General features: G+C 57.2%; 21 protein-coding genes. 8 read left to right on the top strand and 13 right to left on the bottom strand.

Features of this window, described 5'->3' with window-relative positions:
• Positions 1-9: 9 nt before the first annotated feature.
• From H9646_RS15890 to H9646_RS15900, 3 genes are read right to left on the bottom strand one after another with little or no spacing between them, the layout of a single operon-like run.
• Entirely contained in the window at positions 10-1,047 is a 1,038-nt protein-coding gene (locus H9646_RS15890; RefSeq protein ID WP_191724366.1) for a branched-chain amino acid ABC transporter permease, read from the bottom strand.
• A gap of 32 nt (positions 1,048-1,079) precedes the next feature.
• On the bottom strand, positions 1,080-1,961 hold the full coding sequence (locus H9646_RS15895; protein WP_191724367.1) for a branched-chain amino acid ABC transporter permease: 882 nt from the start codon (positions 1,959-1,961) through the stop codon (positions 1,080-1,082).
• Positions 1,958-2,803 (bottom strand): ABC transporter ATP-binding protein, encoded by an 846-nt coding sequence (locus H9646_RS15900; protein ID WP_191724368.1) that lies wholly within the window; start codon positions 2,801-2,803, stop codon positions 1,958-1,960. The genes H9646_RS15895 and H9646_RS15900 overlap by 4 nt, the downstream gene beginning before the upstream one ends.
• Positions 2,804-3,015: 212 nt before the next feature.
• On the opposite strand from H9646_RS15900, the gene H9646_RS15905 reads away from it, so the two are divergent.
• On the top strand, positions 3,016-3,663 hold the full coding sequence (locus H9646_RS15905) for a TetR/AcrR family transcriptional regulator (RefSeq protein WP_191724369.1): 648 nt from the start codon (positions 3,016-3,018) through the stop codon (positions 3,661-3,663).
• A 593-nt stretch (positions 3,664-4,256) separates the two neighbouring features.
• Here the strand turns inward: H9646_RS15905 and H9646_RS15910 are convergent.
• Positions 4,257-4,529, bottom strand: a complete 273-nt coding sequence (locus H9646_RS15910; RefSeq protein WP_191724370.1) for an HU family DNA-binding protein — start codon at positions 4,527-4,529, stop codon at positions 4,257-4,259.
• A gap of 312 nt (positions 4,530-4,841) precedes the next feature.
• Between H9646_RS15910 and H9646_RS15915 the strand changes: the two genes are divergently transcribed.
• Positions 4,842-6,005 carry a GGDEF domain-containing protein gene (locus H9646_RS15915; RefSeq protein WP_191724371.1) on the top strand — a complete coding sequence of 388 codons (1,164 nt, stop codon included), beginning with the start codon at positions 4,842-4,844 and terminating at the stop codon, positions 6,003-6,005.
• Positions 6,006-6,019: 14 nt separating this feature from the next.
• Here H9646_RS15915 and H9646_RS15920 read toward each other — a convergent pair whose 3' ends face one another.
• The 3 genes from H9646_RS15920 to H9646_RS15930 all read right to left on the bottom strand — a co-directional run bounded on the left by H9646_RS15920 (position 6,020) and on the right by H9646_RS15930 (position 7,604).
• On the bottom strand, positions 6,020-6,487 hold the full coding sequence (locus tag H9646_RS15920; protein ID WP_191724372.1) for a thermonuclease family protein: 468 nt from the start codon (positions 6,485-6,487) through the stop codon (positions 6,020-6,022).
• 200 nt (positions 6,488-6,687) lie between these two features.
• A complete protein-coding gene (locus H9646_RS15925) occupies positions 6,688-6,957 on the bottom strand; it encodes a hypothetical protein (protein WP_191724373.1) in 270 nt (89 codons plus the stop codon).
• A 68-nt stretch (positions 6,958-7,025) separates the two neighbouring features.
• Complete coding sequence (locus H9646_RS15930; protein ID WP_191724428.1) at positions 7,026-7,604, bottom strand: C40 family peptidase; 579 nt, start codon at positions 7,602-7,604, stop codon at positions 7,026-7,028.
• A 195-nt stretch (positions 7,605-7,799) separates the two neighbouring features.
• Between H9646_RS15930 and H9646_RS15935 the strand changes: the two genes are divergently transcribed.
• Positions 7,800-8,408: an isochorismatase family protein gene (locus tag H9646_RS15935; protein WP_191724374.1), complete on the top strand. Its 609-nt coding sequence runs from the start codon at positions 7,800-7,802 to the stop codon at positions 8,406-8,408.
• Positions 8,409-8,619: 211 nt separating this feature from the next.
• On the opposite strand, the gene H9646_RS15940 is transcribed toward H9646_RS15935, so the two are convergent.
• The 6 genes from H9646_RS15940 to H9646_RS15965 form a co-directional block, all read right to left on the bottom strand.
• Entirely contained in the window at positions 8,620-10,029 is a 1,410-nt protein-coding gene (locus H9646_RS15940) for a TolC family outer membrane protein (protein WP_191724375.1), read from the bottom strand.
• Between the two features lie 61 nt (positions 10,030-10,090).
• Complete coding sequence (locus tag H9646_RS15945; RefSeq protein WP_191724376.1) at positions 10,091-10,438, bottom strand: rhodanese-like domain-containing protein; 348 nt, start codon at positions 10,436-10,438, stop codon at positions 10,091-10,093.
• A gap of 35 nt (positions 10,439-10,473) precedes the next feature.
• Positions 10,474-11,181, bottom strand: a complete 708-nt coding sequence (locus H9646_RS15950; RefSeq protein WP_191724377.1) for a protein-L-isoaspartate O-methyltransferase family protein — start codon at positions 11,179-11,181, stop codon at positions 10,474-10,476.
• A gap of 49 nt (positions 11,182-11,230) precedes the next feature.
• On the bottom strand, positions 11,231-14,452 hold the full coding sequence (locus H9646_RS15955; RefSeq protein WP_191724378.1) for an efflux RND transporter permease subunit: 3,222 nt from the start codon (positions 14,450-14,452) through the stop codon (positions 11,231-11,233).
• Between the two features lie 21 nt (positions 14,453-14,473).
• Positions 14,474-15,670 (bottom strand): efflux RND transporter periplasmic adaptor subunit, encoded by a 1,197-nt coding sequence (locus H9646_RS15960; RefSeq protein WP_225214256.1) that lies wholly within the window; start codon positions 15,668-15,670, stop codon positions 14,474-14,476.
• The gene (locus tag H9646_RS15965; RefSeq protein WP_191724379.1) at positions 15,667-16,323 is read right to left on the bottom strand and encodes a TetR/AcrR family transcriptional regulator; all 657 of its coding nucleotides are present in this window, start codon (positions 16,321-16,323) and stop codon (positions 15,667-15,669) included. The genes H9646_RS15960 and H9646_RS15965 overlap by 4 nt, the downstream gene beginning before the upstream one ends.
• 154 nt (positions 16,324-16,477) lie before the next feature.
• Between H9646_RS15965 and msrA the strand changes: the two genes are divergently transcribed.
• The 5 genes from msrA (at position 16,478) to H9646_RS15990 (ending at position 20,520) form a co-directional block, all read left to right on the top strand.
• Positions 16,478-17,014: a peptide-methionine (S)-S-oxide reductase MsrA gene (msrA, locus tag H9646_RS15970; RefSeq protein ID WP_191724380.1), complete on the top strand. Its 537-nt coding sequence runs from the start codon at positions 16,478-16,480 to the stop codon at positions 17,012-17,014.
• Positions 17,015-17,088: 74 nt separating this feature from the next.
• A complete protein-coding gene (locus H9646_RS15975; protein ID WP_191724381.1) occupies positions 17,089-17,562 on the top strand; it encodes a transcriptional repressor in 474 nt (157 codons plus the stop codon).
• A 19-nt stretch (positions 17,563-17,581) separates the two neighbouring features.
• Complete coding sequence (locus H9646_RS15980) at positions 17,582-17,884, top strand: hypothetical protein (protein WP_191724382.1); 303 nt, start codon at positions 17,582-17,584, stop codon at positions 17,882-17,884.
• 19 nt (positions 17,885-17,903) lie between these two features.
• Complete coding sequence (locus H9646_RS15985; RefSeq protein WP_191724383.1) at positions 17,904-18,269, top strand: hypothetical protein; 366 nt, start codon at positions 17,904-17,906, stop codon at positions 18,267-18,269.
• 196 nt (positions 18,270-18,465) lie between these two features.
• Positions 18,466-20,520, top strand: a complete 2,055-nt coding sequence (locus H9646_RS15990; RefSeq protein ID WP_191724384.1) for a TonB-dependent receptor — start codon at positions 18,466-18,468, stop codon at positions 20,518-20,520.
• Positions 20,521-20,525 lie beyond the last annotated feature (5 nt).

The following is a 20,525-nucleotide window of genomic DNA, read 5'->3' on the forward strand; positions in this document are numbered from 1 at the left end:
CCGGAGGACTCAATTGCGGAAAGGCCAGAGGTGGAAGTAACGGCGAATGCGGCGCCAGATTTCCGCCAGGCCATGGGGCTCAAAAACCAAGAATCCGATGATCAGTAAACCGAAGATGACAGTGCGCACGGGCGAGAGGAAAACTGCCAGTTCGGTACCACCGGGTAGCACGGACACCAGCAGCTTGAGTATCTCGGGCACCATCGTCATGAAGACCGCGCCGAGGATGCCGCCGAGGATGGAGCCCATGCCTCCGACGATGATGGCTGCGAGAAAGAAAATGGACATCAAGAGCGGGAAGCTCTCTGGTGTGACCACACGGAAAAAATACGCCCACATCCCGCCTGCGACACCAGCGTAGAACGATGACAGGCCAAACGACAGCAGCTTGTAGCGCAGCAGTGGGATACCCAGCACTTCAGCCGAAATATCGCGATCACGGATGGCGATAAAAGCGCGACCAATGCGTGTGCGAAACAGGTTGGCTGCGCCAAGCAACATCAGGATGGTGACGGGCACAATCAGCCAATACAGCCGGAACGAGGTGTCCAGCGGCATGCCAAACAAGCTGGCTGGGTTGATCGACAGCCCCGTGGTGCCGCCCGTGAGCTTCATATTGCTGAACAGAAAGTGCGCAATGAAAGAGGCCGCAATGGTGGCAATCGCCAGATACAGCCCTTTGACGCGTAGTGAAGGAATGCCAACGACGATGCCGCCAACCATGGCGACCAAGCCGCTTGCCAGCAGATTGAGCAAAAATGGTGTGCTCCAGTGCGTCTCCAGCACAGCCACTGTATAGGCACCCAAACCCATGAAAGCAGCCTGCCCCAGACTGACCAGACCGGTGTAACCGGTGAGGATGTTCAAGCCGGTGGCGCTGGCCACATTGATGGCAACCAGACAGGCCATGTAGAGCCAGTATTCCGTCGCCAAAAAGGGAAAGAGCATGAGCAGGGCGGCTGCAAGGCACAGCCAGACTTTTTGTGTGCGAGAGTCAAACAGGGCAGCATCTGCCACATAACTTTCTTTGAGCGTTCCAATGCGCATGGCTCGGTGTCTCCTGGGTTCTGGTTCTGGGCTTAGAGCCGCTCGATTTCGTGTGTACCAAACAGGCCATACGGGCGGATCATCAAGATCACCACCAGCACAATGAAGGTGGCTAGCAACTTGTATTCACCGCCCAGATAGGCCCCGGCCAGCGCTTCGACTAGTCCAATCACCAGACCGCCAATGAGTGCACCCAGTACGCTGTCGAGGCCGCCCACAATCACGACGACGAGTACGGATAGACCAAACACGCCCATGCTGGAGGACAGGCCGCCGATGGAGCCGACGATGATTCCTGAGACAGCGGCAATCATGGCGGAGACCACCCACGCGAGCGAGAACACGCGGGGCACGTTGATGCCTACGGAGTAGGCTGCAGCCTGATCGCTGGCGGTGGCACGCAGTGCCACACCACCGCGCCAGAAACGGAACACCAGCAGCACGGTAGCGATGAACACCACGGCAATTACAGAGCCCCAAAACACCTTCGGTGCGAGGAAAACTTCACCGAGCATGATGGGCTGGGTGGGCATAAAGTCCGGTAGACGACGCTGATCGGCTGTCCAGATCATTTCCACAATGCCTATCAGCACGGAGGTCAGACCCACCGTGACCATGAACACCGAGATGGGGGGCTCACCTAGCAGGGGGCGAATGATGGTTCGCTCAATCACTGCACCTAGCACACCGCTGGCCAACACTGCTGCGGGTATGGCAAGCCACAAAGGCAGCGCCCACATTGCGGCAAAGGTGAAAAACAGATAAGCCCCCATCATGAGCATTTCACCAATGGCGATATTCACCACCCGCGTGGCCTTGTAGACCAGCACAAAGGCCAGTGCTGCGAGGGCGTACAAACCACCGCTGGCAATGCCAGTGAGGCTGATTTCAAACAGATAGGCCCAATCCATCATGCGGCTCCTGCGGTGCTGTGGAATTTGTGGCGCAGATCGTGGACATCGCCGGAGCCCAGATAGGCTTTGATGACCTCGGGGTTGCCTTGCACGTCAGAAGGCAAGCCTTGTGCAATGACCTGGCCAAAGTTGAGGACCACCACGTGATCAGACAGATCCATGACCATGCCCATGTCATGCTCGACCATGAGCACAGTCACATCCCATTCGGTGCGTACATCGAGGATGAAGCGGGCCATGTCTTCGGTCTCTTCGCGATTCATGCCGGCGACAGGCTCATCGAGCATGAGGATTTCGGGCTGCATGGCCAGCGCGCGGGCCATTTCCACGCGCTTTTGCAATCCGTAGGAGAGGGCCGCGACGGGCGCATGGCGGATATGGTCGATCTCTAGAAAATCGATGATGCGCTCTTCAATGTCTGCGCGCAGCGCGGCTTCTTCGCGGCGTGCCTTACCTATGTAGAACAGCGCGTCGAGCACATTAGTTTTCAGGTGGGCATGGCGGCCCAGCTTGATGTTGTCGAGCACCGTCATGCCGCGAAACAGAGCAATGTTTTGGAAGCTGCGGCCCAAACCCCTCTTGGCGCGCTGGGGCGCTGGGATCCGGGTGATGTCTTGTCCTTTGAAGGCAATGCGGCCTTCTGTGGGTTTGTAAAAGCCAGAGATGGTGTTGAACAGCGAAGTCTTGCCAGCCCCGTTGGGGCCGATGACCGCAGTGATGGAGCCTGGCTGCACATCGAAGCTAACTCCGGTCAGGGCTTTGACGCCACCAAAAGCCAAGGTCAGACCGTTGACACTGAGCAGCGGCGATGTCGTGGCCTGTGAGGTTTGATGAGTTTGCATGAAAGCGAAGGCTCCACAAAATTTATCTACTTGCGAGTAGATTTTGTGGAGATATGCATTTTTCGTAATCAGTGCTTACCCATTCGGTGAAAACCTTAAGGCACTGTCAAGCAAAAGAATTTTAAATAAATGACATGTGTGATGACTTGATAAATATGATTTGATGGATGCTTACCTAAGAGTAGACTTTTGTTTTTTTACGGCGTCCTATCATGTCGAAGTTCACTGAAATAAACGTGCGCTCTGCTTCGTCGCAAGCCCTTTCTGCTCGTGAGCAAAGTCGCATGGCAAAGCGCCAGGCTGTGCTTTCAACGGCGGCCCAGCTGTTTAATGAGAGAGGGTTTCATGCCACTTCATTGGACGATATTGCAGCCCGATTGGGTGTGAGCAAACCCACGCTGTACTACTACGTTAAAAGTAAGGATCAGATCTTGCTTGAATGTGTGCGGCAGGGCCTGGAGATGACGTTAGAGGGCATTGAAGTGTCACGTCAGGCTGGTGGAACGGCGTTGGATCAGCTGGAAGCTTGCATGCGTGTTTACGCGCGCATCGTCACCATGGACTTTGGCATGTGCTTGATCAGGGTCGGGGATGAACAGTTGCCTCCCGAGAGTCGGAAGGCATTGCGCCGCATGAAGGCGCAAATTGATCTTGCATTTCGGCGTTTGGTGGAAGCAGGCGTGCAGCAGGGCCTTTTGGCACCTTGCGATCCAAAAATGACGGCCTTCATGATTGGTGGTGCGTTGAGCTGGATTGGCAAATGGTACGACAGCGGAGGAGCTTACTCCCCTGACGAAATTGCCGAGCAAGCAGTCAGGACCTTGCTCCAAGGAGTTTTATTGCGTGAGTCTGAGACTTAGCTAACTGTCGGCGCATCGAACGGATACATACAAGATGTGCTTTTTGCACACGTTTCTCTCAAAGCTGCGGGAATCCGTCGTTTTGTTACCCATTGAGCAAGAGCGCTGCGGACATGCGTGGGTATGTACCAGACTTGCAACGGTGTCGGCGTGCTTGGGTGCTATGGGTGATTTTGCGGTCTGTAGCACTGCCTGTAGGACCCCGGAAAACGCCCAAAACCCCGAATTGCCTGACCGGCGCTACGCAGCAGGCCTTCGCAGCGCTGGCAGGGCTCCCTGTCAACAAGGAAGCGTGCGGATGGCTCTACTGCAAACGCGGCACAGATACGCTGGAAAAATCAAGTCGTTATCGTGCACAAGCACGGGAAAATTTCACGGAAAAGGTATTTGCTTGCATGGCTGCAGCACCTGCAAGCCGCTGTGCGTAACAGCAGCCATGCTGGTGAGGTTTGGCACTGCGTCGGACGCACATGGGCAAAAAAAGGAGCCACGTTTTGGAAGGTGCTCGCAGGCCTGTAAATACCGATGCCTTCTGTTTTTTGAAAAAAAAGCCTGCTCGGTCTGAGCAGGCTTGGTTTAGCAGTTAGTTTTTCTTAGTTCACTGCATCTTTTAATGCTTTGCCTGGGCTGAACTTGGGCACTTTGGTTGCTTTGATCTTCAGTGCCTCGCCGGTACGTGGATTGCGGCCATTGCGCGCTGCACGTGTCGTTACGCCAAAGCTGCCAAAGCCCACCAGCGACACAGTGTCGCCCTTTTGCAGGGAGGCCTTGACCACCTCCAAGGTTGCATCCAGTGCGCGAGCAGCAGATGCTTTGGACATGTCGGCGTTGTTTGCAATGTAGGCAATCAGTTCAGATTTGTTCACAGGTGCTTTCTTTTCGGTAAATCAGGGATGTAGAGCTTATTACACAAGCGCTGGCAGCTCTCTTTGTTCACTGTAAATTTTGCGTATTTTGATCACCATTGCCTCCGGGCAACCACTGCAAGACAGAAATTACGGGGCAATCTGCGGCCAGCGCAGATATAACACTACAGCGCATTCAGGAAGCGGCAGCAGCGTGTGACAGAGCCGAGCTACCATATCGGCATTGATGCCAGGGTCACAGCAGTAGGCCTGACAGAACCCGGAAGCTGCCGCGAGTCACCTCCCGTACTCCATAAGAAATAGGGCGCTTTGATGCCTGTGATCGAGACTTCCACCGAGAAAAAAAACAACCGTTTGCTGTGGGGGCCTGAATCTTCGTCTCCACTCACGGATGAGGCACTGCACTTCAAGCGTTGGCGCCGTCGAACCTGGCAGTTGCATGCGTCGGTACTGCTAAGCCACCTGTATGCCTTTGGACTTTTCCTGGGACACAGCTGGGCAGGCTATGCACCTTTGAACGCTGTGCTGCTGTATGGCCTGTGGGTGGGCATTGGCATGGCATTTATCACCTGGGCATACGCCAGCGGCTGGAGCCAAACCAGACGAGATCCGGGCTTATTTCTTGTGCACCAGCTGCTCGCAATCATTGGAACACTGGGTCTGCTGATTGCGGCTCCACAGGTTGCATTTCAAGCACTGGTGATGCTAATGGTTTTCAGTGCAGATGGCTTTCTTGCACGACGGCGCACCAGCTTCTGGATGACGTGGGGCTGCACGCTCATTGCCGTAGCGGTCATCATTTGCTGGCTGGGGCCCCAGATGCGCATGACCACCGATACGCTGGCAGGGCAGTTGCTGGCCATTGGGGTTGTGTTCGGGGCTGTCGTGCGTTGCAGCATTCTTGTGACGTACTTTCGCAGCATGCAATTTCGCCTCAGTGCGAGCAACGAGAAACTGGCCATTGCACTGACACAAATCGAAGAATTGATGCGCAATGACGAATTGACTGGGCTGGCGAACAGGCGGGGCGTCATGGAGCGGTTGCAGCAGTGCATTGAGACCGCACAGCGAGATGGTTCTGCGCTGTGCGTTGCATTGCTGGATATTGACTATTTCAAGCATGTCAACGATCGCTATGGACATGAAGGCGGTGACCAGGTACTGCGGGCTTTTGGCCAGCTTCTGTCTTCACAATTGCGCGCTGTGGATTGCGGTGGCCGCTACGGTGGCGAAGAATTCTTGCTGCTGTTGCCTGGCACGACATTGAGTGAGGCTGGCGTCCTGCTGGAGCGCATTCGCACGCACACAGAGTCTCTGCCATGGTCGAAAAAGATCGACAAAGATCTTCAGGTGACTTGCACCCTGGGTGCCACTTTGTATCGGGCCGGCGAAGCCGTGGAAACGGTGATTGCCCGTGCAGATGCGGCCATGTACCGTGGCAAGGTCGCAGGACGCAATTGCGTTGTGCTTGATTAACGAAAACGCGGGGTTCAGCAATCCGGCGGGTCAACCGCACCATTGGTGCGCCACAGCCCCGCTTTGCGTGCTTTCGCTTCTTGTTCTGCAAACGAATACTGGCCGCGTTCTTGCGGTGACTGCTCCTGAGCATCGGCATGAGAGCACCGGGCCAGTCCCACGGTCAGCATGGCCAGCCCTGCATCCAGCGTACGCGGGCCATCAGGGGCGGACGCTGGAGCCACCCAGACAGAGCACACACGGTGCTGTTGGTGGTCAACTTTGCTGCACCGCAGCTGGGCTGTTTGGCCCAAAGTCATTGCACGTAAAGCTTCGCGAGCCTCAGGGCCATAAGGCTGCTGTGGCTGTGGGGCATCGACGCCTTGCAGGCGTACTTGCACAGACTGATGCAGCTGCAATGCATCTGGCAAAGGGCAACGTGCGCTCAGGGTGTGACCGTCAAAAACACCCACAATCAGGCAGAGCAAAGGGGTAGCAAGCATGCCGTGCAGTCTAGCAACCTTAGCGCAGGCCATCCGAAGGGCCAAGTGACCAAGCGTTAAGGGCAGCGGTAATGGTGCCGCTTTCAGGCTGCAGGCTTGGAGATGAAGACCGGCCGGTATCTGGCAGAGTGTGACCAGCGGTATTGGGGTGCGTTGCCCTGTGCTGCTTTATGCCAGCCCCGCCTGGGAGGGCCTTAGGCTTAGGGGTTGATGCCCCATTTGTTTTTGAAGGCGAATTCCAGCTGTTCACACTGACCCTCGGTGAACTGTGCCGGAGTATTTTCCTTGGGGCCTTTTTCACGCTCTTTCCAGCACAAACGGATGGTTTCTCGCTCAACCCACTGCGCTTCTTTGTCTGGGGACGCATTGAAGAAAAGCTGGCTGCCCAGCATCAGTACGGCGAAAAGTGCCACTGGCAGGCCAATGATCCAGCGGACCAGTTTGGGTTTGGGTGTAGCTTTGTCAGTCATGGGAGCAGAAAGAATAAATAAAAATAAAGGCCTGCATGGAGCAGGCCTTGGGCGAAATATTTTTTATGTCAGGGCGAGATATCGTTGCCTGTCAGTACAGTGGCCTCAGCCGTTGCCACGTCAACGCGGCGCGCACCATTGAAGCGCTTGGCCCAATAGCTTGTATTCATGTTTTCTACCCGCACAGATTTGCCTTTGCTGGGGGAGTGAATGAACTGGCCGTCACCCACATAAATGCCCACATGGCTGAATGTGCGGCGCATGGTGTTGAAGAACACCAGATCGCCCGGCTTGAGCTCTTTTTTATCGATTTTCTGGGTGGCCTTGGCCTGGTCATCGGCCTTGCGAGGCAAAAGATGGCCCATGGTGTCTTGGTAGATGGCGCGTACAAAGCCGCTGCAATCAAAACCTGTCTCTGCGCTGGTGCCACCAAAGCGATAGGGAATACCGATCATGCCCATGGCCGTATTGATCACGGTAGAGGTATTTGTTGCGACCGATTGCCCCATGGACTGCAAATTGGAGCCGAGACCGCGCTCTTTCAGAATTTCGGCCAGCCGATTCTGAGAAAGAGGTTCACTGGAAGTGGGCGCTGCTTGCACGCTTCCACAGGCGAGGGCAAGAACGAGTAGCCATTTACAAGTCATGGGCACGGAGGTTATCACGAGAGCCTGACGTTGTGCGCTGAAATTGCCCTACAAATGTGATCTAGTTGTGGACTTTTACTATTTGATTGGCTCGTTTTGATCTGTCTCAGGCAAGTTGAGGTAAAGCGCGCTGTAAGGCATGCTGCACAGATCGCTGCGACAATGCCTTCTTTGAGAAAACTCTAGGAAAACTACATGCTGCTGGATGCCGATGATTCGCAATTGGTGCTGATCGACTACCAAGAAAAGCTGATGCCTGCCATTTTTGAGGGGCCGCAGGTACTGGCCAATGCTGTGAAGCTGGCCAAAATTGCCAACATGATGCAAGTGCCTGTCTGGGCGACAGAACAAAACCCCTCACGGCTGGGGCCAAACGCGCCCTATCTGCGCGCTTTGTGCAACAGAACCTTTGCCAAGATGAGTTTCAGCGCGGCCGAAGAAGGCCTGATCGATGTGCTGCGTCCACCTGTGCGCAAGCAGCAGGGGGGCAATGCACGCAGCATGCCCAAGCACTTGCAAAAGCCACAGGAAGCGCCGGAGCCTGAGCGTCCGTCCATCATCATTGCAGGATGCGAAGCCCATGTTTGCCTGATGCAAACAGCGTTGCAACTGCTGGAAGAGGAGATGGAGGTATGGGTGGTCACCGACGCGTGCAGCTCACGCAGTGAACGCAACCGTGACGCTGCTTTTGACCGCCTGGCTGGCTCTGGGGCAGAGCTGGTGACCACGGAGATGGTGGCCTTTGAGTGGCTGCGCAGCTGCGAGCACCCAGCTTTTAAGCAGATGCTGGAATTGATCAAGTAAGCACGCCATGCGTTTGAAAGCTCCAGGGAAGGAGCTTTCAATTCAGTCATTGAATACAGCTTACATGATCGGCATATTCAGCTCTAATGTCTAAATGGCACTGTCTATGCGGCTAAAACGTCTTAACAAGAAAGAGAGCGTCTAACGCAGTCTGTATAAGGACTTCAAAGTGATATCTATCTGAAGTCCTTGTTGTGCAAGCGCTAATAGCTCATTTATTGATAAGGCTGTTGCTCACAGGCGCTGCTGCAATCTGTGCAGGGCTGAGCAATTCATTGATGGTGTGCACATCCTGCATCTGCAAATTGCCTGCTGCTTGGCGCAGCTGCAGGTGGCCCACAAGCAGGTTGTAGCGAGCTTGTGCCAGGTCTTTTTGCGACTGGTAAAGCTGGCTCTGGGCATTGAGCACATCAATGTTAATGCGCACGCCTACCTCATAGCCCAGCACATTGGCCTCCAAAGCACTCTGGCTTGAAGCCACGGCGGCTTGCAGTGCATGAACCTGCCCGTAGGTGGACTGCACGCCGAAGAAAGCGGTACGCACGCTTTGGGCAACCTGGCGCTTGGCGTCTTCCAGATCTGCGCGAGACTTCTCTTCCAGCGACAGAGTTTCCTTGACCCGGTTCTGTACGGCAAAGCCGGCAAACAAAGGAATGGTCATGACAACGCCTACGGTGCCTGCGGTGGAGTTGTTGCGCTGGGGCAGCGTCATGGATCCATCGGGGTTGCGCTGTGTGCCGTAGCTGGCTTGCAAATCTACCGTGGGCTTGTGACCAGCATAGGCTTTGTCGGTTTCCAGCTTGGCCATGTCCACCGCTATTTGCGCTTGTCGCACCATGGGGTTTTGCGCGTCAGCCGTGTCTAGCCAGGTTTGTAAATCGTTGGGTGTTAACTGTGGCAAGTGCACGGGTTGTGCCAGTGGCCAGGGAGAGGCACCGGCTACGCCCACCAGTTGCTCCAGCGCTGCCTGTGCAACGCGGACATCATTTTCTGAGGCAATTTCTTGGGCACGGACCAAATCAAAGCGGGCCTGAGCTTCGCGCGAATCAGTGACGGTTGCCGTGCCAATTTCAAAGTTGCGCTTGGCGTATTCAAGCTGTTCGGCCACGGCACGTTTCTGGGCCTGCACCAGGCTCAGAGTATCCATTGCAGAGAGCACCTGGAAGTAGGCTTTGGCAGAACGCACCAGCAAGTCCTGGCCAGAGGCGTCAACTTGGGCATACGCCAGATCAACGTTGCGCTGGCCTTGGCGGTAGGTGGCAACATTGGCGGGGTTATACAAGGGCTGCTGGGCTTGCAGGCTGGCCGAGTCTTGCCGGCCATCAAGCGGCACTGTAGGAAAGTTGCCGCGCACACGGGTTTCGCTGTACTGGCTGCCAGCCTGAATACCTATTTGGGGCAATAAACCCGCTTTGGCTTGCGCGCCCTTGCTGATGCTGGCATCCAGCTGCGCTCTAGCGCTTTGCCAGGCCGCGTCATGGATTTGCGCTTGTTCTGTCAATTGCACCAGGCTTTGAGCGGGTGCGCTGGTCCATGCACAGACTGCAACCGCAGCGAGTGTGACTTGTCGCAGTGCACAGTGCGCAGAAAACGAGAGATGCTGCCCGAATGAAAACGCCATGGAAACCTTCTCCAAGAATCTCATCGGCAGCATTGGACTGCCATTTTTTTGAAATCGAACTTCAATACTGCGGCACGGTCGGGTCGCGTTCATCTGACCAGGCGGCAATGCCGCCGGTGATGTTGGCCACCGCATCAAAGCCTGCGCGTGCCAGATACGCAGCCACACTCATGCTGCGGGCACCGTGGTGACACAGGCAGGCAACAGGGCGATCAGGATCGAGCTCATTGAGGCGCGAGGTGATCTCCCCCATAGGGATGCACAGCAGCTCAAATTTGTCGCTGGGTGCAACGCTGGCCACCTGGCACTCCCATTTCTCACGGACATCCAGTACCAGCGGTTTGCTGACACCACCGTCAAATTGGCCCAACCACTCATCCAGCAGGGAAGGGCGAACTTGGTAAAACATAAAAATCTCTCCGGCGATGTCAACAGGCTTGAAACTTAGAACGCAAAACGCGGTGCGGTGGCAAAGCCTTGCAGGCGAGGAGCGACAATGTCCCATGGCTCGGTGGTGGTAATGGTGCCGTTTTGCTTGCTCACCACGGTGTAGCGCATGATGGGTTTTTGGCCCACGATGACTCCCAGTCGCCCGCCGTCCTTGAGGTGCGAGAGCAATTCTTTGGGCAGCACTTCGACCGAACCGCTGAGCAACATGACATCAAACGGACCTTCAGGCAGTGTGTCTTTAGAGCCATCAGCGACACGCACGGTGACATTGGTGCAGCCTGCATCGGTCAAATTCTCACGGGCCATCTCTGCCAGATCGGCATTGATTTCCAGCGTCACAACTTCTTTGGCCAGCTTGGACAGCAGGGCCGCGCTGTAGCCAGAGCCGGTGCCGATTTCCAGCACGCGCTCGTGGGGCTGCACTTCCAGGTCGTTGATCATGCGCGCTTCTACGCGGGGCTGAAACATGCACAGACCCTGCTCGATGGCTAGCGCATCGTCGCTCAATGGCACTTCCACGTCCATGAACGCCAGGCTGTAGTGTGCGGGGGGCGTGAAATCTTCACGGCGCACTGTGTAGAGCGCGTCAAGCACACCGTTGTCATCCACGTTCCATGGACGCACTTGCTGCTGCACCATGTTGTAGCGGGCGTTTTCAGTGGTGTCGTTGCGATCAAGCAGGCTGTTCAGGGGCAAATTCATTGTGGTCTCCTCCGCTGTGGGATGGCTTGTCTGGAACAAACTCACGATTCTACGAGTGTGGGGGCAGGTTTGCCGCGTTGTGGGCCTCACGACCCTTCCAAAGCTTTCTGACCCATTGCGTCAAATCATCCAAATAACAGTACACCACCGGCACAACCACCAAGGTGAGCAGCGAGGAGGTGATGACTCCGCCAATCACGGCCTGTCCCATCGGGGCGCGCTGTTCTGAGCCTTCGGTCACGGCAAAAGCCAGAGGCACCATGCCAAAGACCATGGCCAAGGTGGTCATCAAGATAGGGCGCAGCCGTACTCTGGCGGCCAGCAGTAGTGCTTGCTCACGGGGCAGGCCCTGCTGAATCTCGCCGTGTTCATTGGTGTGCTCGCCCCGCGCACGAATGGCAAAGTCCACCAGCAAAATAGCATTTTTGGTGACCAAACCCATGAGCATGACGATGCCAATGATGGAAAACATGCTGATGGCTGAGTTGAACATCATCAAAGCGAGCACCACACCAATCAACGTCAAGGGCAATGAGGTCATCAGCGCCAGCGGTTGAATAAAGCTTTTGAACTGACTGGCCAAAATCATATAAATAAAAATAATTGCCAGAGCCAAGGCGGACAGCGCGTATGCAAACGACTCGTTCATGTTCTTGGTCGAGCCGCCAAACTCCCAGCGGTAGCCGGGTGGCATTTGCAGGCTGTTCAGAGTCTTGGTGATGTCGGCTGAAACTTCACCCACCGAGCGCAGAGACACATTGGCCGTAAATTGCACCTCACGCGTCATGGCACGGCGATTGATCTGGCTGGGGCTGCTGGCTTGTACCACGTCAGCCACCTGACTGAGCTGCACGATGCGCGTACTGCCATCGGCACCCGTCAGTGCAAAAGGCAGACGCTGCAAATGTTCCGGCTGTGTGCGCGCCTCAGGCGCCAGACGGACATTGACGTCATAGGTCTGGTCGTCGCTGGCGCGCCAGTTGCCAATCGTTTCGCCCGCCACCAAGGTGCGCAAGTTGCTGGCAATACTTGCAACGGACAGTCCAAGGTCAGCAGCAGCATCGCGGCGTACTTCAACGTTCACAATGGGTTTGGGCGGCTGCAAGCTGGTATCAATATCGACCAGGCCTGGAATGCGCTGCAGCTGCATCTGCACTTGCTGGTTTAACCGGTCCAGCTCGCCCAGATCGGGGCCCATGAGTGAAAACTCAATTTGTTTTTGCCCGGCCACAGCTTCTAGCAAGCCAACGTGGGTGACGATGATGCCCGCAACCGTGCGCAATGCCTGACGCAGCACCAGCGACATGTCTTGCAAGCTGCGCTGGCGTTGGTGGCGGTCTACCAGCCGGATAAAGATGCTGGCTGAGTGCTTTCCTTCAGCGCCCCCGGTATTGATGCTGGTGAGGGTGTAGCTGACTTCGGGCATGGCTCGAATGATCGCCTCCACCTGCAGGGCTTTGGCTTCAGTGGCCTCAATCGAGGAGCCTTGCGGGGTCTCGAATTTGACCTGCGTTTCAGAGAAATCAGCACTGGGCACAAATTCAGAACCCAGCAGGGGCAGCATGAGTACGCTGCCGATGAAAATTGCCACAGCAATCAGCACGGTCGGCAATTTGTGCCGCAGTGCCCATCGAAGCAAACGCTGGTACAGATCTGACAGATCTTCGGTTGCACGGTCAAACCACGCGGTGATGCGCCCCAGCGTGCGCTCATACAGCGTTGGCTTGCCACGGGGCTGTGGCTGTGCTTTTGAGCCACGCGCATGAATGCTCGGGTCGTGCCACACACTGGAGAGCATGGGGTCCAGCGTAAAGCTGACAAACATTGAAATCAGCACAGCAGCCACGATGGTGATGCCGAACTCATGAAAGAACTTGCCAATGATGCCGCCCATGAAACCAATGGGCAAAAACACCGCGACGATGGACAAGGTGGTAGCCAGCACGGCCAGGCCAATTTCCTGTGTGCCGTCCATGGCCGCGTTGTAGGGCGATTTACCCATTTGCACATGGCGCACGATGTTCTCGCGCACCACGATGGCGTCATCGATCAGCAAGCCCACGCACAGCGACAGCGCCATCAGCGTGACCATGTTGATGGAAAACCCAAACATGTACATGAACCAGAAAGTGCCAATCAACGCAATGGGCAGCGTCAGTCCCGTGATGATGGTGGAGCGCCAGGAGTTGAGGAACAAGAACACAATCACAACGGTCAGCACTGCGCCTTCAATCAAGGTTTGCCGAACGTTGTCGACGGCCACCTGAATGGGGCGCGCAGAGTCGGCAATGGTCTCCAGCTTGATGCCTGCAGGCAGCTCGGCACCCAGATCATGGATGGCCTGGTTCAGGCCTTTAACGACTTCAATGGTGTTTTCATCCTGTGCTTTTTGCACCGACAGCAGCAGCGTACGCTGGCCGTTGTACAGCGCCAGGCTTTCTACTTCCTGTGCACCATCATTGATGCGCGCCAGCTGCCCCAGCCGCACGGCAGCACCGCTGCGCTGGGCCACGATGATGTCGGAAAACTGCTCGGGCCGCTGGATGCGGGCGTTGATCTGCACCACACGTTCTTGCTGGAGTGAGCGAATGCTGCCAACAGGTAAATCTTGGTTTTCACTGCGTACGGCGTTAACCACCTGCGCCGCAGTGATCCCATAGGCTTGCAATGCGGCAGGGTCCAGATAGATATTGATTTCACGTGGCGTATCGCCAACCAGGTTCACCGCTCCAACCCCGCGAACGTTTTCCAGACGTTTTTTCAGAACCTGGTCAGCCCAGGTGGTGAGCTGCACGGGTGTCAGCGGCTGCGTGCCTTCGATTTGTGTGTGGCTGTCCGGCAAAACAGCCACTGACCATACGGGTGCGCTGGCCGGATCAAAGCGCAGCACCCACGGCTCTTTCACCTCATCGCGCAGCAGTGGGCGCACGGTGGCTACTTTCTCGCGAACGTCATCTGCCGCTTTGCGGCCATCAATTTGCAGCTGAAACTCAATGATGATCAGCGCTTTGCCTTCATAGCTGCGCGAGGTGAGGGCGTTGATGCCGGCAATGGAGTTGATGGCCTCTTCCAGCCGTTTGGTGACTTCGCTTTCCACCACTTCCGGTGAAGCACCCGGGTAATCCACAGACACCACCACAACGGGGAAATCGACGTTGGGGAACTGCTCGATAGACAGCCGCTGGTAAGAAAACAAGCCCAGCACTACAAAAGCCAGCATCACCATGGTGGCCATGACGGGGTTGTGCAAACTGACCTTGGTAAACCACATGCGGCTGTGCTTTCTGGACAGTTACTGCGAGGGCGGGGCAGGCTCTGCCGGCATCAATTGCACACGCGTGCCAGCCGGCAAACCGCCCAGGCGGCCAGCCAGCACCACCTGGTCGGCTTGCAGGCCCGCATCGATTGCAACCCATGTCTGTGCCTCTCCCACACTTTGCACGCCCAGCTTGACTGGGGTGTGCATGACCACGTTGTTTTGCACGGTCTGCACATAGGGCAGGGGCTGATCGGTGCGTACAGCATGCAGCGGTACCGCCAGGGCCTCGGTACTGCCCGTCTGAATAAATCCTTCTACATACATGCCAGGGCGCAGCTGGCTGGCGCTCTGGGATGCAAGCTGCAGATACACGGGCACTGCGCGGTTGCTTTCCAGCGCGCTGGGGTTGATGCGTACCACCCGGGCTTGCAGGTTCTGTGCAGCCTGCCCGTTGCTTGCACGCAGCAGCAGCTGGGCCGTTTGCCCAACGTGCACGGAGGCGGAGTCATTGGCGGGCAGCTGTACCTGCAGCTCTAAAGCCGAGAGGTCAACCACCTCGACAATCGCTGCTTCTACATTCACCCGTTCACCGTTTTGCACCATGCGCCGCGCCACCTGGCCCGCAATGGGGCTGCGCAATACGGTGTCATCCAGACTCTTGCGGGCACCGTCCTGTGCTGCGCGAGCGGCCGCGTAGTTGGCCTCCGCGGCTTGTAAATTGGCAGACGAGGTGCTCAGCGCTGTGCTGGAAATAAAACCTTTTTCAACCAGTGCGCGGTTGTTGTCGTACTGGCGCTGCTCAATAGCCACCCGCGCCTGTGCTGCATCGGCTTGCAGCTTGGCCTGGCGAAAGCGGGCATCTGATTCGGTGGGGTCGATACGGGCAATCACCTGGCCCTGCGCTACCGCATCACCTTCGCGGACCTGTAAATCACGCAGCTCCCCGGGAATGCGGGCTTTGACAACTGCACTGTTGACCGCTGACAGGCTGCCAGTAATGGCAATACCCAGCGGCATGGCACGGGGGCGCGCTAGCAGCCATTCTTCAGGTGGAATGCGCAAGCTGGGGGGCGGGCTTGTCACGCTGGTCTGCAGTGCTTCTTTTTTGGCACTGCGGCTTTCCAGCGCGCGCCACATGCCCCACACAATGGCCAGCACGCTGACGACGGCCAGCAGCCACATCCATGTGGGAAGGCGGCGCGAAGTTGCGGGTTGAGCAGGCTGTGTCATGCCGCAGATGCAGCCAAGCCGCGCAAGAGGTTGTCAATATGGGTCGCAAAATAGACTTCAGCACTGACACCCATGGACTGCGGGTAGCAAACGCCCATCGAATGGCGCCACTGGATGTAAGAGAACATGGGCGTCACGATCAAGTGGATGCCGGCGTCCAGATCCACGTTGCGAAACTCCCCGCGTGCGATGCCGCGCGCCAAAATGCAGCGGATCAGGGCGTTGCCGGGGTAGATGACTTCTTCCAGGTAAAACGTCGCCAGTTCTGGGAAATTACAGCACTCGCTGCTCATCAGCTTGCAAATGCCACCAGCCGGCGAGTGCGCAATGCACTCCAGCCACACCGCAAATGCATACCGCACCAAATCCGGCGTACTGCCTTCAAAGTCTTGCAGCTGTGCCTGCCATTCAGCAAAACGCCCTGCGATGTTTTCACGCACCACGGCTTTGAGCAATGCCTCTTTACTGGGGTAGTACAGAAACAAAGTTCCTTTGGAAACGTTGGCCAGCGCGGCCACTTCCTCCACCCGTGTTGCGGCATAGCCTTTCTCTACAAAAAGGCGGGTTGCAGCCTCCAGCAGCTCTGCAGGGCGCGCCTCTTTACGGCGTGCGCGGCGCGATGGTGCGGGGGCAGGGGTGGGGACAGTGCTCAAAATGCCAGAAAAAGTGGGATGGGTTGAAATGACCAGGTGGTCAGTAAATGCAATATAAAAAACTGTGGAACAGCCGTCAAGCCAGCTTAATGTCCTACAGTTAAGCGCTCACCGCCTGTCAGCCAGCATCGCTGACTCAGTGTAAAAATGCCGCATGCAAGAAATTATTTATTTAGGTGGTGGCTGTTTTTGGTGCACCGAGGCTGTGTTTGACCGGGTTCAGGGCGTGCTGGATGTAGAAAGTGGCTATGCCAACGGGCAAGTACCCAACCCCAGCTATGAGCAGATCTGCGAAGGAACGACGGGGCATGCTGAGGTGGTCAAGCTGACGTTTGATCCGCAGCAGATCGACTTGCAAGCCGTGCTGGAAATCTTTTTTGGTACCCACAACCCCACCACGCTCAATCGCCAGGGCAACGATGTGGGAACCCAATACCGTAGCGGCATCTACACCACGTCCAGTCAGCAAAACGATATTGCTACCCGTTTTGTGCAGGCACTCAACGAGCAGAACCTCTTTGGTGTACCCGTCGTGACCGAGGTGCAGCCACTGCAAAGCTATTGGCCTGCAGAGTCATACCACCAAGATTACTTTGCCAACAATCCGCACCAGGCTTACTGTGCTTACGTGGTGGGGCCCAAGGTGCACAAGTTTCTGCAGACTTTCTCGCAATACGCCAAGAAAGACTAAAACCAGCGCCTTACAAAGGTTGCTGCGCTGGTTTGTGCGGGCATAATGCAACTGTATTGCGTTAATGCGCCCTCATGCCCACACACCCAACACCCACCGCTTTGACATTGCCTGCAGGCATGCGTGCCACGCGTGCTGTGCAGGCTTTGCTGTCTTTGTTGCCCAAGCAGCCACAAGCTGGCTGGACCGAGCCGCTGGTTGAAGCGGCTTTGCACGAGCAGGGCGTACCAGTGAACCGTGTGACGGTATACCGCGCGCTGGATCGGCTGGCCCACGCAGGATTGCTGCAGCGCACGGTTAACGCACAGCGCATCACCCATTATTTTGTGGTGGATGCCACAGCCCCCACCGCCTCGGCACACCTGGAGTGCACGGCCTGCCACCAGCACATCACGCTGGACCCGGGTGCCGCCGCTGTGCAGGCTGCGCTGCACGCCTTGCGCGAAGCCCTGGTGCAAAGCACGGGAGTGCATAAGCCAATGCTGGATGTTGCTGTGCAAGGCGAATGCGCACAGTGCGCTGGTGACGCAAAACCCCCGTTTTTTTAACCACCCCTCAAGAGGAACTATGAAATCACTGATCTGCACAGCTGCAGCGGCATGCCTGCTGGCAATGCCGGCATGGGCGCACGACCACGGTCATGCCCCCGATGCTGCGAACAAGACTTCGGCGCAGACGCAACCTGCCAGGCAATTGGATGCGCATACTCTGCAAGACATTGAGCGCCACCGCAGCATGGCCCGCGCACACGAGCAGGCCGCGCAATGCCTGGCATCAGGAAAATCGTATGACGATTGCCTCAAACAGTTGCAAGCCAGCTGCAAGGGACTGGCTTTGGGTAAAAACTGCGGCATGCGCCACAGCCATTAAGGTGTAGCCCTTTCAAGCTATGAACTTGTTTTCCCGCATGCACGCTCTGCGCACGCCCTTGCTGGGGTGGTGGCTGGCCATGGCTTTGGTGCTGGCACCGGCCTTGGGACGCATGCACGAGGTGCTTCATGCACCACAACTGACACAGCAGACCCAGGCCGCCGAACATACCCATGGCGTAGCTGCATGGTTTGCCGGGCACGATGCCCTTGCTTGTCTGGTTATTGATCAATTGGGGCATGGTGCCAGCGCTACGCCACCAGCTGTTGCGGTCATCCATCCGCAGCCTGCACAGCCCCCAGAATGGACCAGTGAAGCGCATTTGCTTCCGTCACCCATTCGTATTTTTCTGGCCCGCGCTCCGCCAGAAGGCTTCATGGCCTGAACAGGCCTTTGTTATTTCTCTCAAAAAATGAGCTGTCAGCGCTTTATGCATGAGCGCTAGAGGCATTTTTTATTCAAATTTTCTGATGCACTGCCACGGCTGACCCCGTGCTGCAGCCGCTGTCTGCTGCCTGCGTCCTGAACGGCTGGGCTCGCAGCGCCTGCGTGCGTCTTCGGTACAGAGATACATAGACATCATGAAGCCTTTGCATTCAAAGACTTGGAATCCGCACTTTTTCCACCCCGTAGCTCTGGCTGCAACCTTGTACGTGGCGCATGTGCACGCCGCGCTGGCACAAGACAGCGCGCCTGCCCAAGAAACCACACACTTGCCCAGCGTGACCGTCACGGCCACAGGCCTGGGGCTGGCGGCGCAAGATATGGCGGCTCCTGTCAGCGTGCTGGATGGACAAGCCTGGCAACTGCGCCGCAGTGCCACGCTGGGCGACAGCCTGACGGGTGAGCCGGGCATCCACGCTACCCACTTTGGTGCTGGGGCCAGCCGCCCCATCATCCGCGGTATGGACGGCCCGCGCGTGGGCGTGCTGGCCAATGGCATGGAGCTGCACGATGCCTCCACCATCAGCCCCGACCACGCCGTGGCCACCGAGCCTTTGCTGATTAAACAAGTTGAAATTCTGCGAGGCCCGGCAGCCTTGGTGCATGGCGGCGCCGTTGGCGGCGTTGTCAATGTGGTGGACGAGAAAGTGCCCACGCAACGCCCTTCAAAAGCTGTGGAAGGCGCGGCAGAAGTGCGCTGGGGCAGTGCAGCCAATGAAAAGAGCGGTGCCATGGGCCTGACGACGGGTGCAGGCCCGCTGGTGTTGCGGGTAGAAGCCGCAGGCCGTAACGCCAGCGACTACCGCGCAGGCCGTGGCTGGCGCAGCGAAGAAGGCGCTCGCAAAGTGCCCGGCAGTTACAGCCAGGGCAGCACCGGCAGCATGGGCCTGTCCTGGGTGGGAAGCGACGGCTATCTGGGCGCCGCCTATACCACCCAGCGTGCTGAGTACGGCTTGCCCGGCCATGAACACAGCGACTGCCATCCCCATGGCGATCACCTGCACTGTGGCTCCCACGGGGGCCATGTGCACGAAGAGGGTGAGGGCACACCGATTGTTGATATGACCAGCCACCGCTGGGATGTACGCGGTGAGTGGCGTGCGCCGGTGGCGGGCATTGAAGCGCTGCGCTTTAAGGGCAGCCATACACGCTACGCCCACGATGAACTCGAAGGCGATGAGGTGGCAACGCAGTTTCGCAACCGCGCACACGACGCGCGCTTCGAGCTGCAGCACGCCCCCATTGCCGGCTGGCGCGGTTTGCTGGGCTTGCACACCGGGCAACGCAATTTCCGCGCGGATGGCGAGGAAGCCTATGTCGAGCCCACCCGCACCCAGAAGTGGGGCGTGTTCATGCTCGAAGAGATGAAAACAGGTGACTGGCGCTGGCAGGCCGCGTTGCGCCATGACCAGCAAAGCGTCAAGGCGCTGCAAAGCCAGGTCGAGCGCAACCATAGCGGCAGCTCTGCTTCGCTGGGCACGGTCTGGCATTTTCAACCGGGCTGGCAGGCAAGCGCATCGTTCAGCCATGCAGTGCGCCTGCCTTCGGCCGAAGAGCTGTTTGCCAATGGGCCACACATGGCCACCAACAGCTGGGAGGTGGGTGACCACAACCTGAGCAAAGAAACCAGCAACGCATGGGACATCGGTTTGCGCAAAACCGCAGGGGCCACCACCTGGAGTGCCAATGCCTACCACCACCAGATTCAAGGCTATATCTACGGTCGCACAGTGGATGCGCACGATGGCTTTCAGCTGCAGCACTACACGCAGGCCAATGCCCGCTTTACGGGAGTAGAAGCCCAGGTGCGCCAGCGTATCAACCGCTTTGTGGGTGTCAGCCTGTTTGGTGATCTGGTGCGTGCCAAGCTGGCCAGTGGTGAACACCTGCCGCGTATTCCGGCTGCCCGCATGGGCCTGCGGGTGGATGGCAGCTGGAAGGGCTGGGAAGGGCAGGCCGAATGGGCGCAAGTAATGCGCCAAAACCGTACGGCCGAATACGAAACAGCTACGGGCGGCTACGGCATGCTCAATCTGGCTGCCAGCTACCGCTTTAGCAACAGTCCGCTGCAACTGACGGTGAAGGCCGAGAATTTGACGGACCGGCTGGGCTACGCCCACACCTCGGCCATCAAACGCGCTGCACCACTGAAAGGGCGCAATATCACCGTAGGTCTGCGCATGGACTTTTAACGACG

It is taken from the genome of Comamonas avium, from assembly GCF_014836675.1.
Classification (GTDB): Bacteria; Pseudomonadota; Gammaproteobacteria; order Burkholderiales; family Burkholderiaceae_C; genus Comamonas; species Comamonas avium.

Coding starts and splice junctions, on each gene's coding strand:
- H9646_RS15955 (WP_191724378.1), bottom strand. CDS start 14,452: ATGTGGTTTACCAAGGTCAGTTTGCACAACCCCGTCATGGCCACCATG.
- H9646_RS15940 (WP_191724375.1), bottom strand. CDS start 10,029: ATGGCGTTTTCATTCGGGCAGCATCTCTCGTTTTCTGCGCACTGTGCA.
- H9646_RS15905 (WP_191724369.1), top strand. CDS start 3,016: ATGTCGAAGTTCACTGAAATAAACGTGCGCTCTGCTTCGTCGCAAGCC.
- H9646_RS15925 (WP_191724373.1), bottom strand. CDS start 6,957: ATGACTGACAAAGCTACACCCAAACCCAAACTGGTCCGCTGGATCATT.
- H9646_RS15985 (WP_191724383.1), top strand. CDS start 17,904: ATGAACTTGTTTTCCCGCATGCACGCTCTGCGCACGCCCTTGCTGGGG.
- H9646_RS15890 (WP_191724366.1), bottom strand. CDS start 1,047: ATGCGCATTGGAACGCTCAAAGAAAGTTATGTGGCAGATGCTGCCCTG.
- H9646_RS15975 (WP_191724381.1), top strand. CDS start 17,089: ATGCCCACACACCCAACACCCACCGCTTTGACATTGCCTGCAGGCATG.
- H9646_RS15935 (WP_191724374.1), top strand. CDS start 7,800: ATGCTGCTGGATGCCGATGATTCGCAATTGGTGCTGATCGACTACCAA.
- H9646_RS15930 (WP_191724428.1), bottom strand. CDS start 7,604: ATGACTTGTAAATGGCTACTCGTTCTTGCCCTCGCCTGTGGAAGCGTG.
- H9646_RS15980 (WP_191724382.1), top strand. CDS start 17,582: ATGAAATCACTGATCTGCACAGCTGCAGCGGCATGCCTGCTGGCAATG.
- H9646_RS15950 (WP_191724377.1), bottom strand. CDS start 11,181: ATGAATTTGCCCCTGAACAGCCTGCTTGATCGCAACGACACCACTGAA.
- msrA (WP_191724380.1), top strand. CDS start 16,478: ATGCAAGAAATTATTTATTTAGGTGGTGGCTGTTTTTGGTGCACCGAG.
- H9646_RS15895 (WP_191724367.1), bottom strand. CDS start 1,961: ATGATGGATTGGGCCTATCTGTTTGAAATCAGCCTCACTGGCATTGCC.
- H9646_RS15960 (WP_225214256.1), bottom strand. CDS start 15,670: ATGACACAGCCTGCTCAACCCGCAACTTCGCGCCGCCTTCCCACATGG.
- H9646_RS15945 (WP_191724376.1), bottom strand. CDS start 10,438: ATGTTTTACCAAGTTCGCCCTTCCCTGCTGGATGAGTGGTTGGGCCAA.
- H9646_RS15900 (WP_191724368.1), bottom strand. CDS start 2,803: ATGCAAACTCATCAAACCTCACAGGCCACGACATCGCCGCTGCTCAGT.
- H9646_RS15920 (WP_191724372.1), bottom strand. CDS start 6,487: ATGCTTGCTACCCCTTTGCTCTGCCTGATTGTGGGTGTTTTTGACGGT.
- H9646_RS15990 (WP_191724384.1), top strand. CDS start 18,466: ATGAAGCCTTTGCATTCAAAGACTTGGAATCCGCACTTTTTCCACCCC.
- H9646_RS15915 (WP_191724371.1), top strand. CDS start 4,842: ATGCCTGTGATCGAGACTTCCACCGAGAAAAAAAACAACCGTTTGCTG.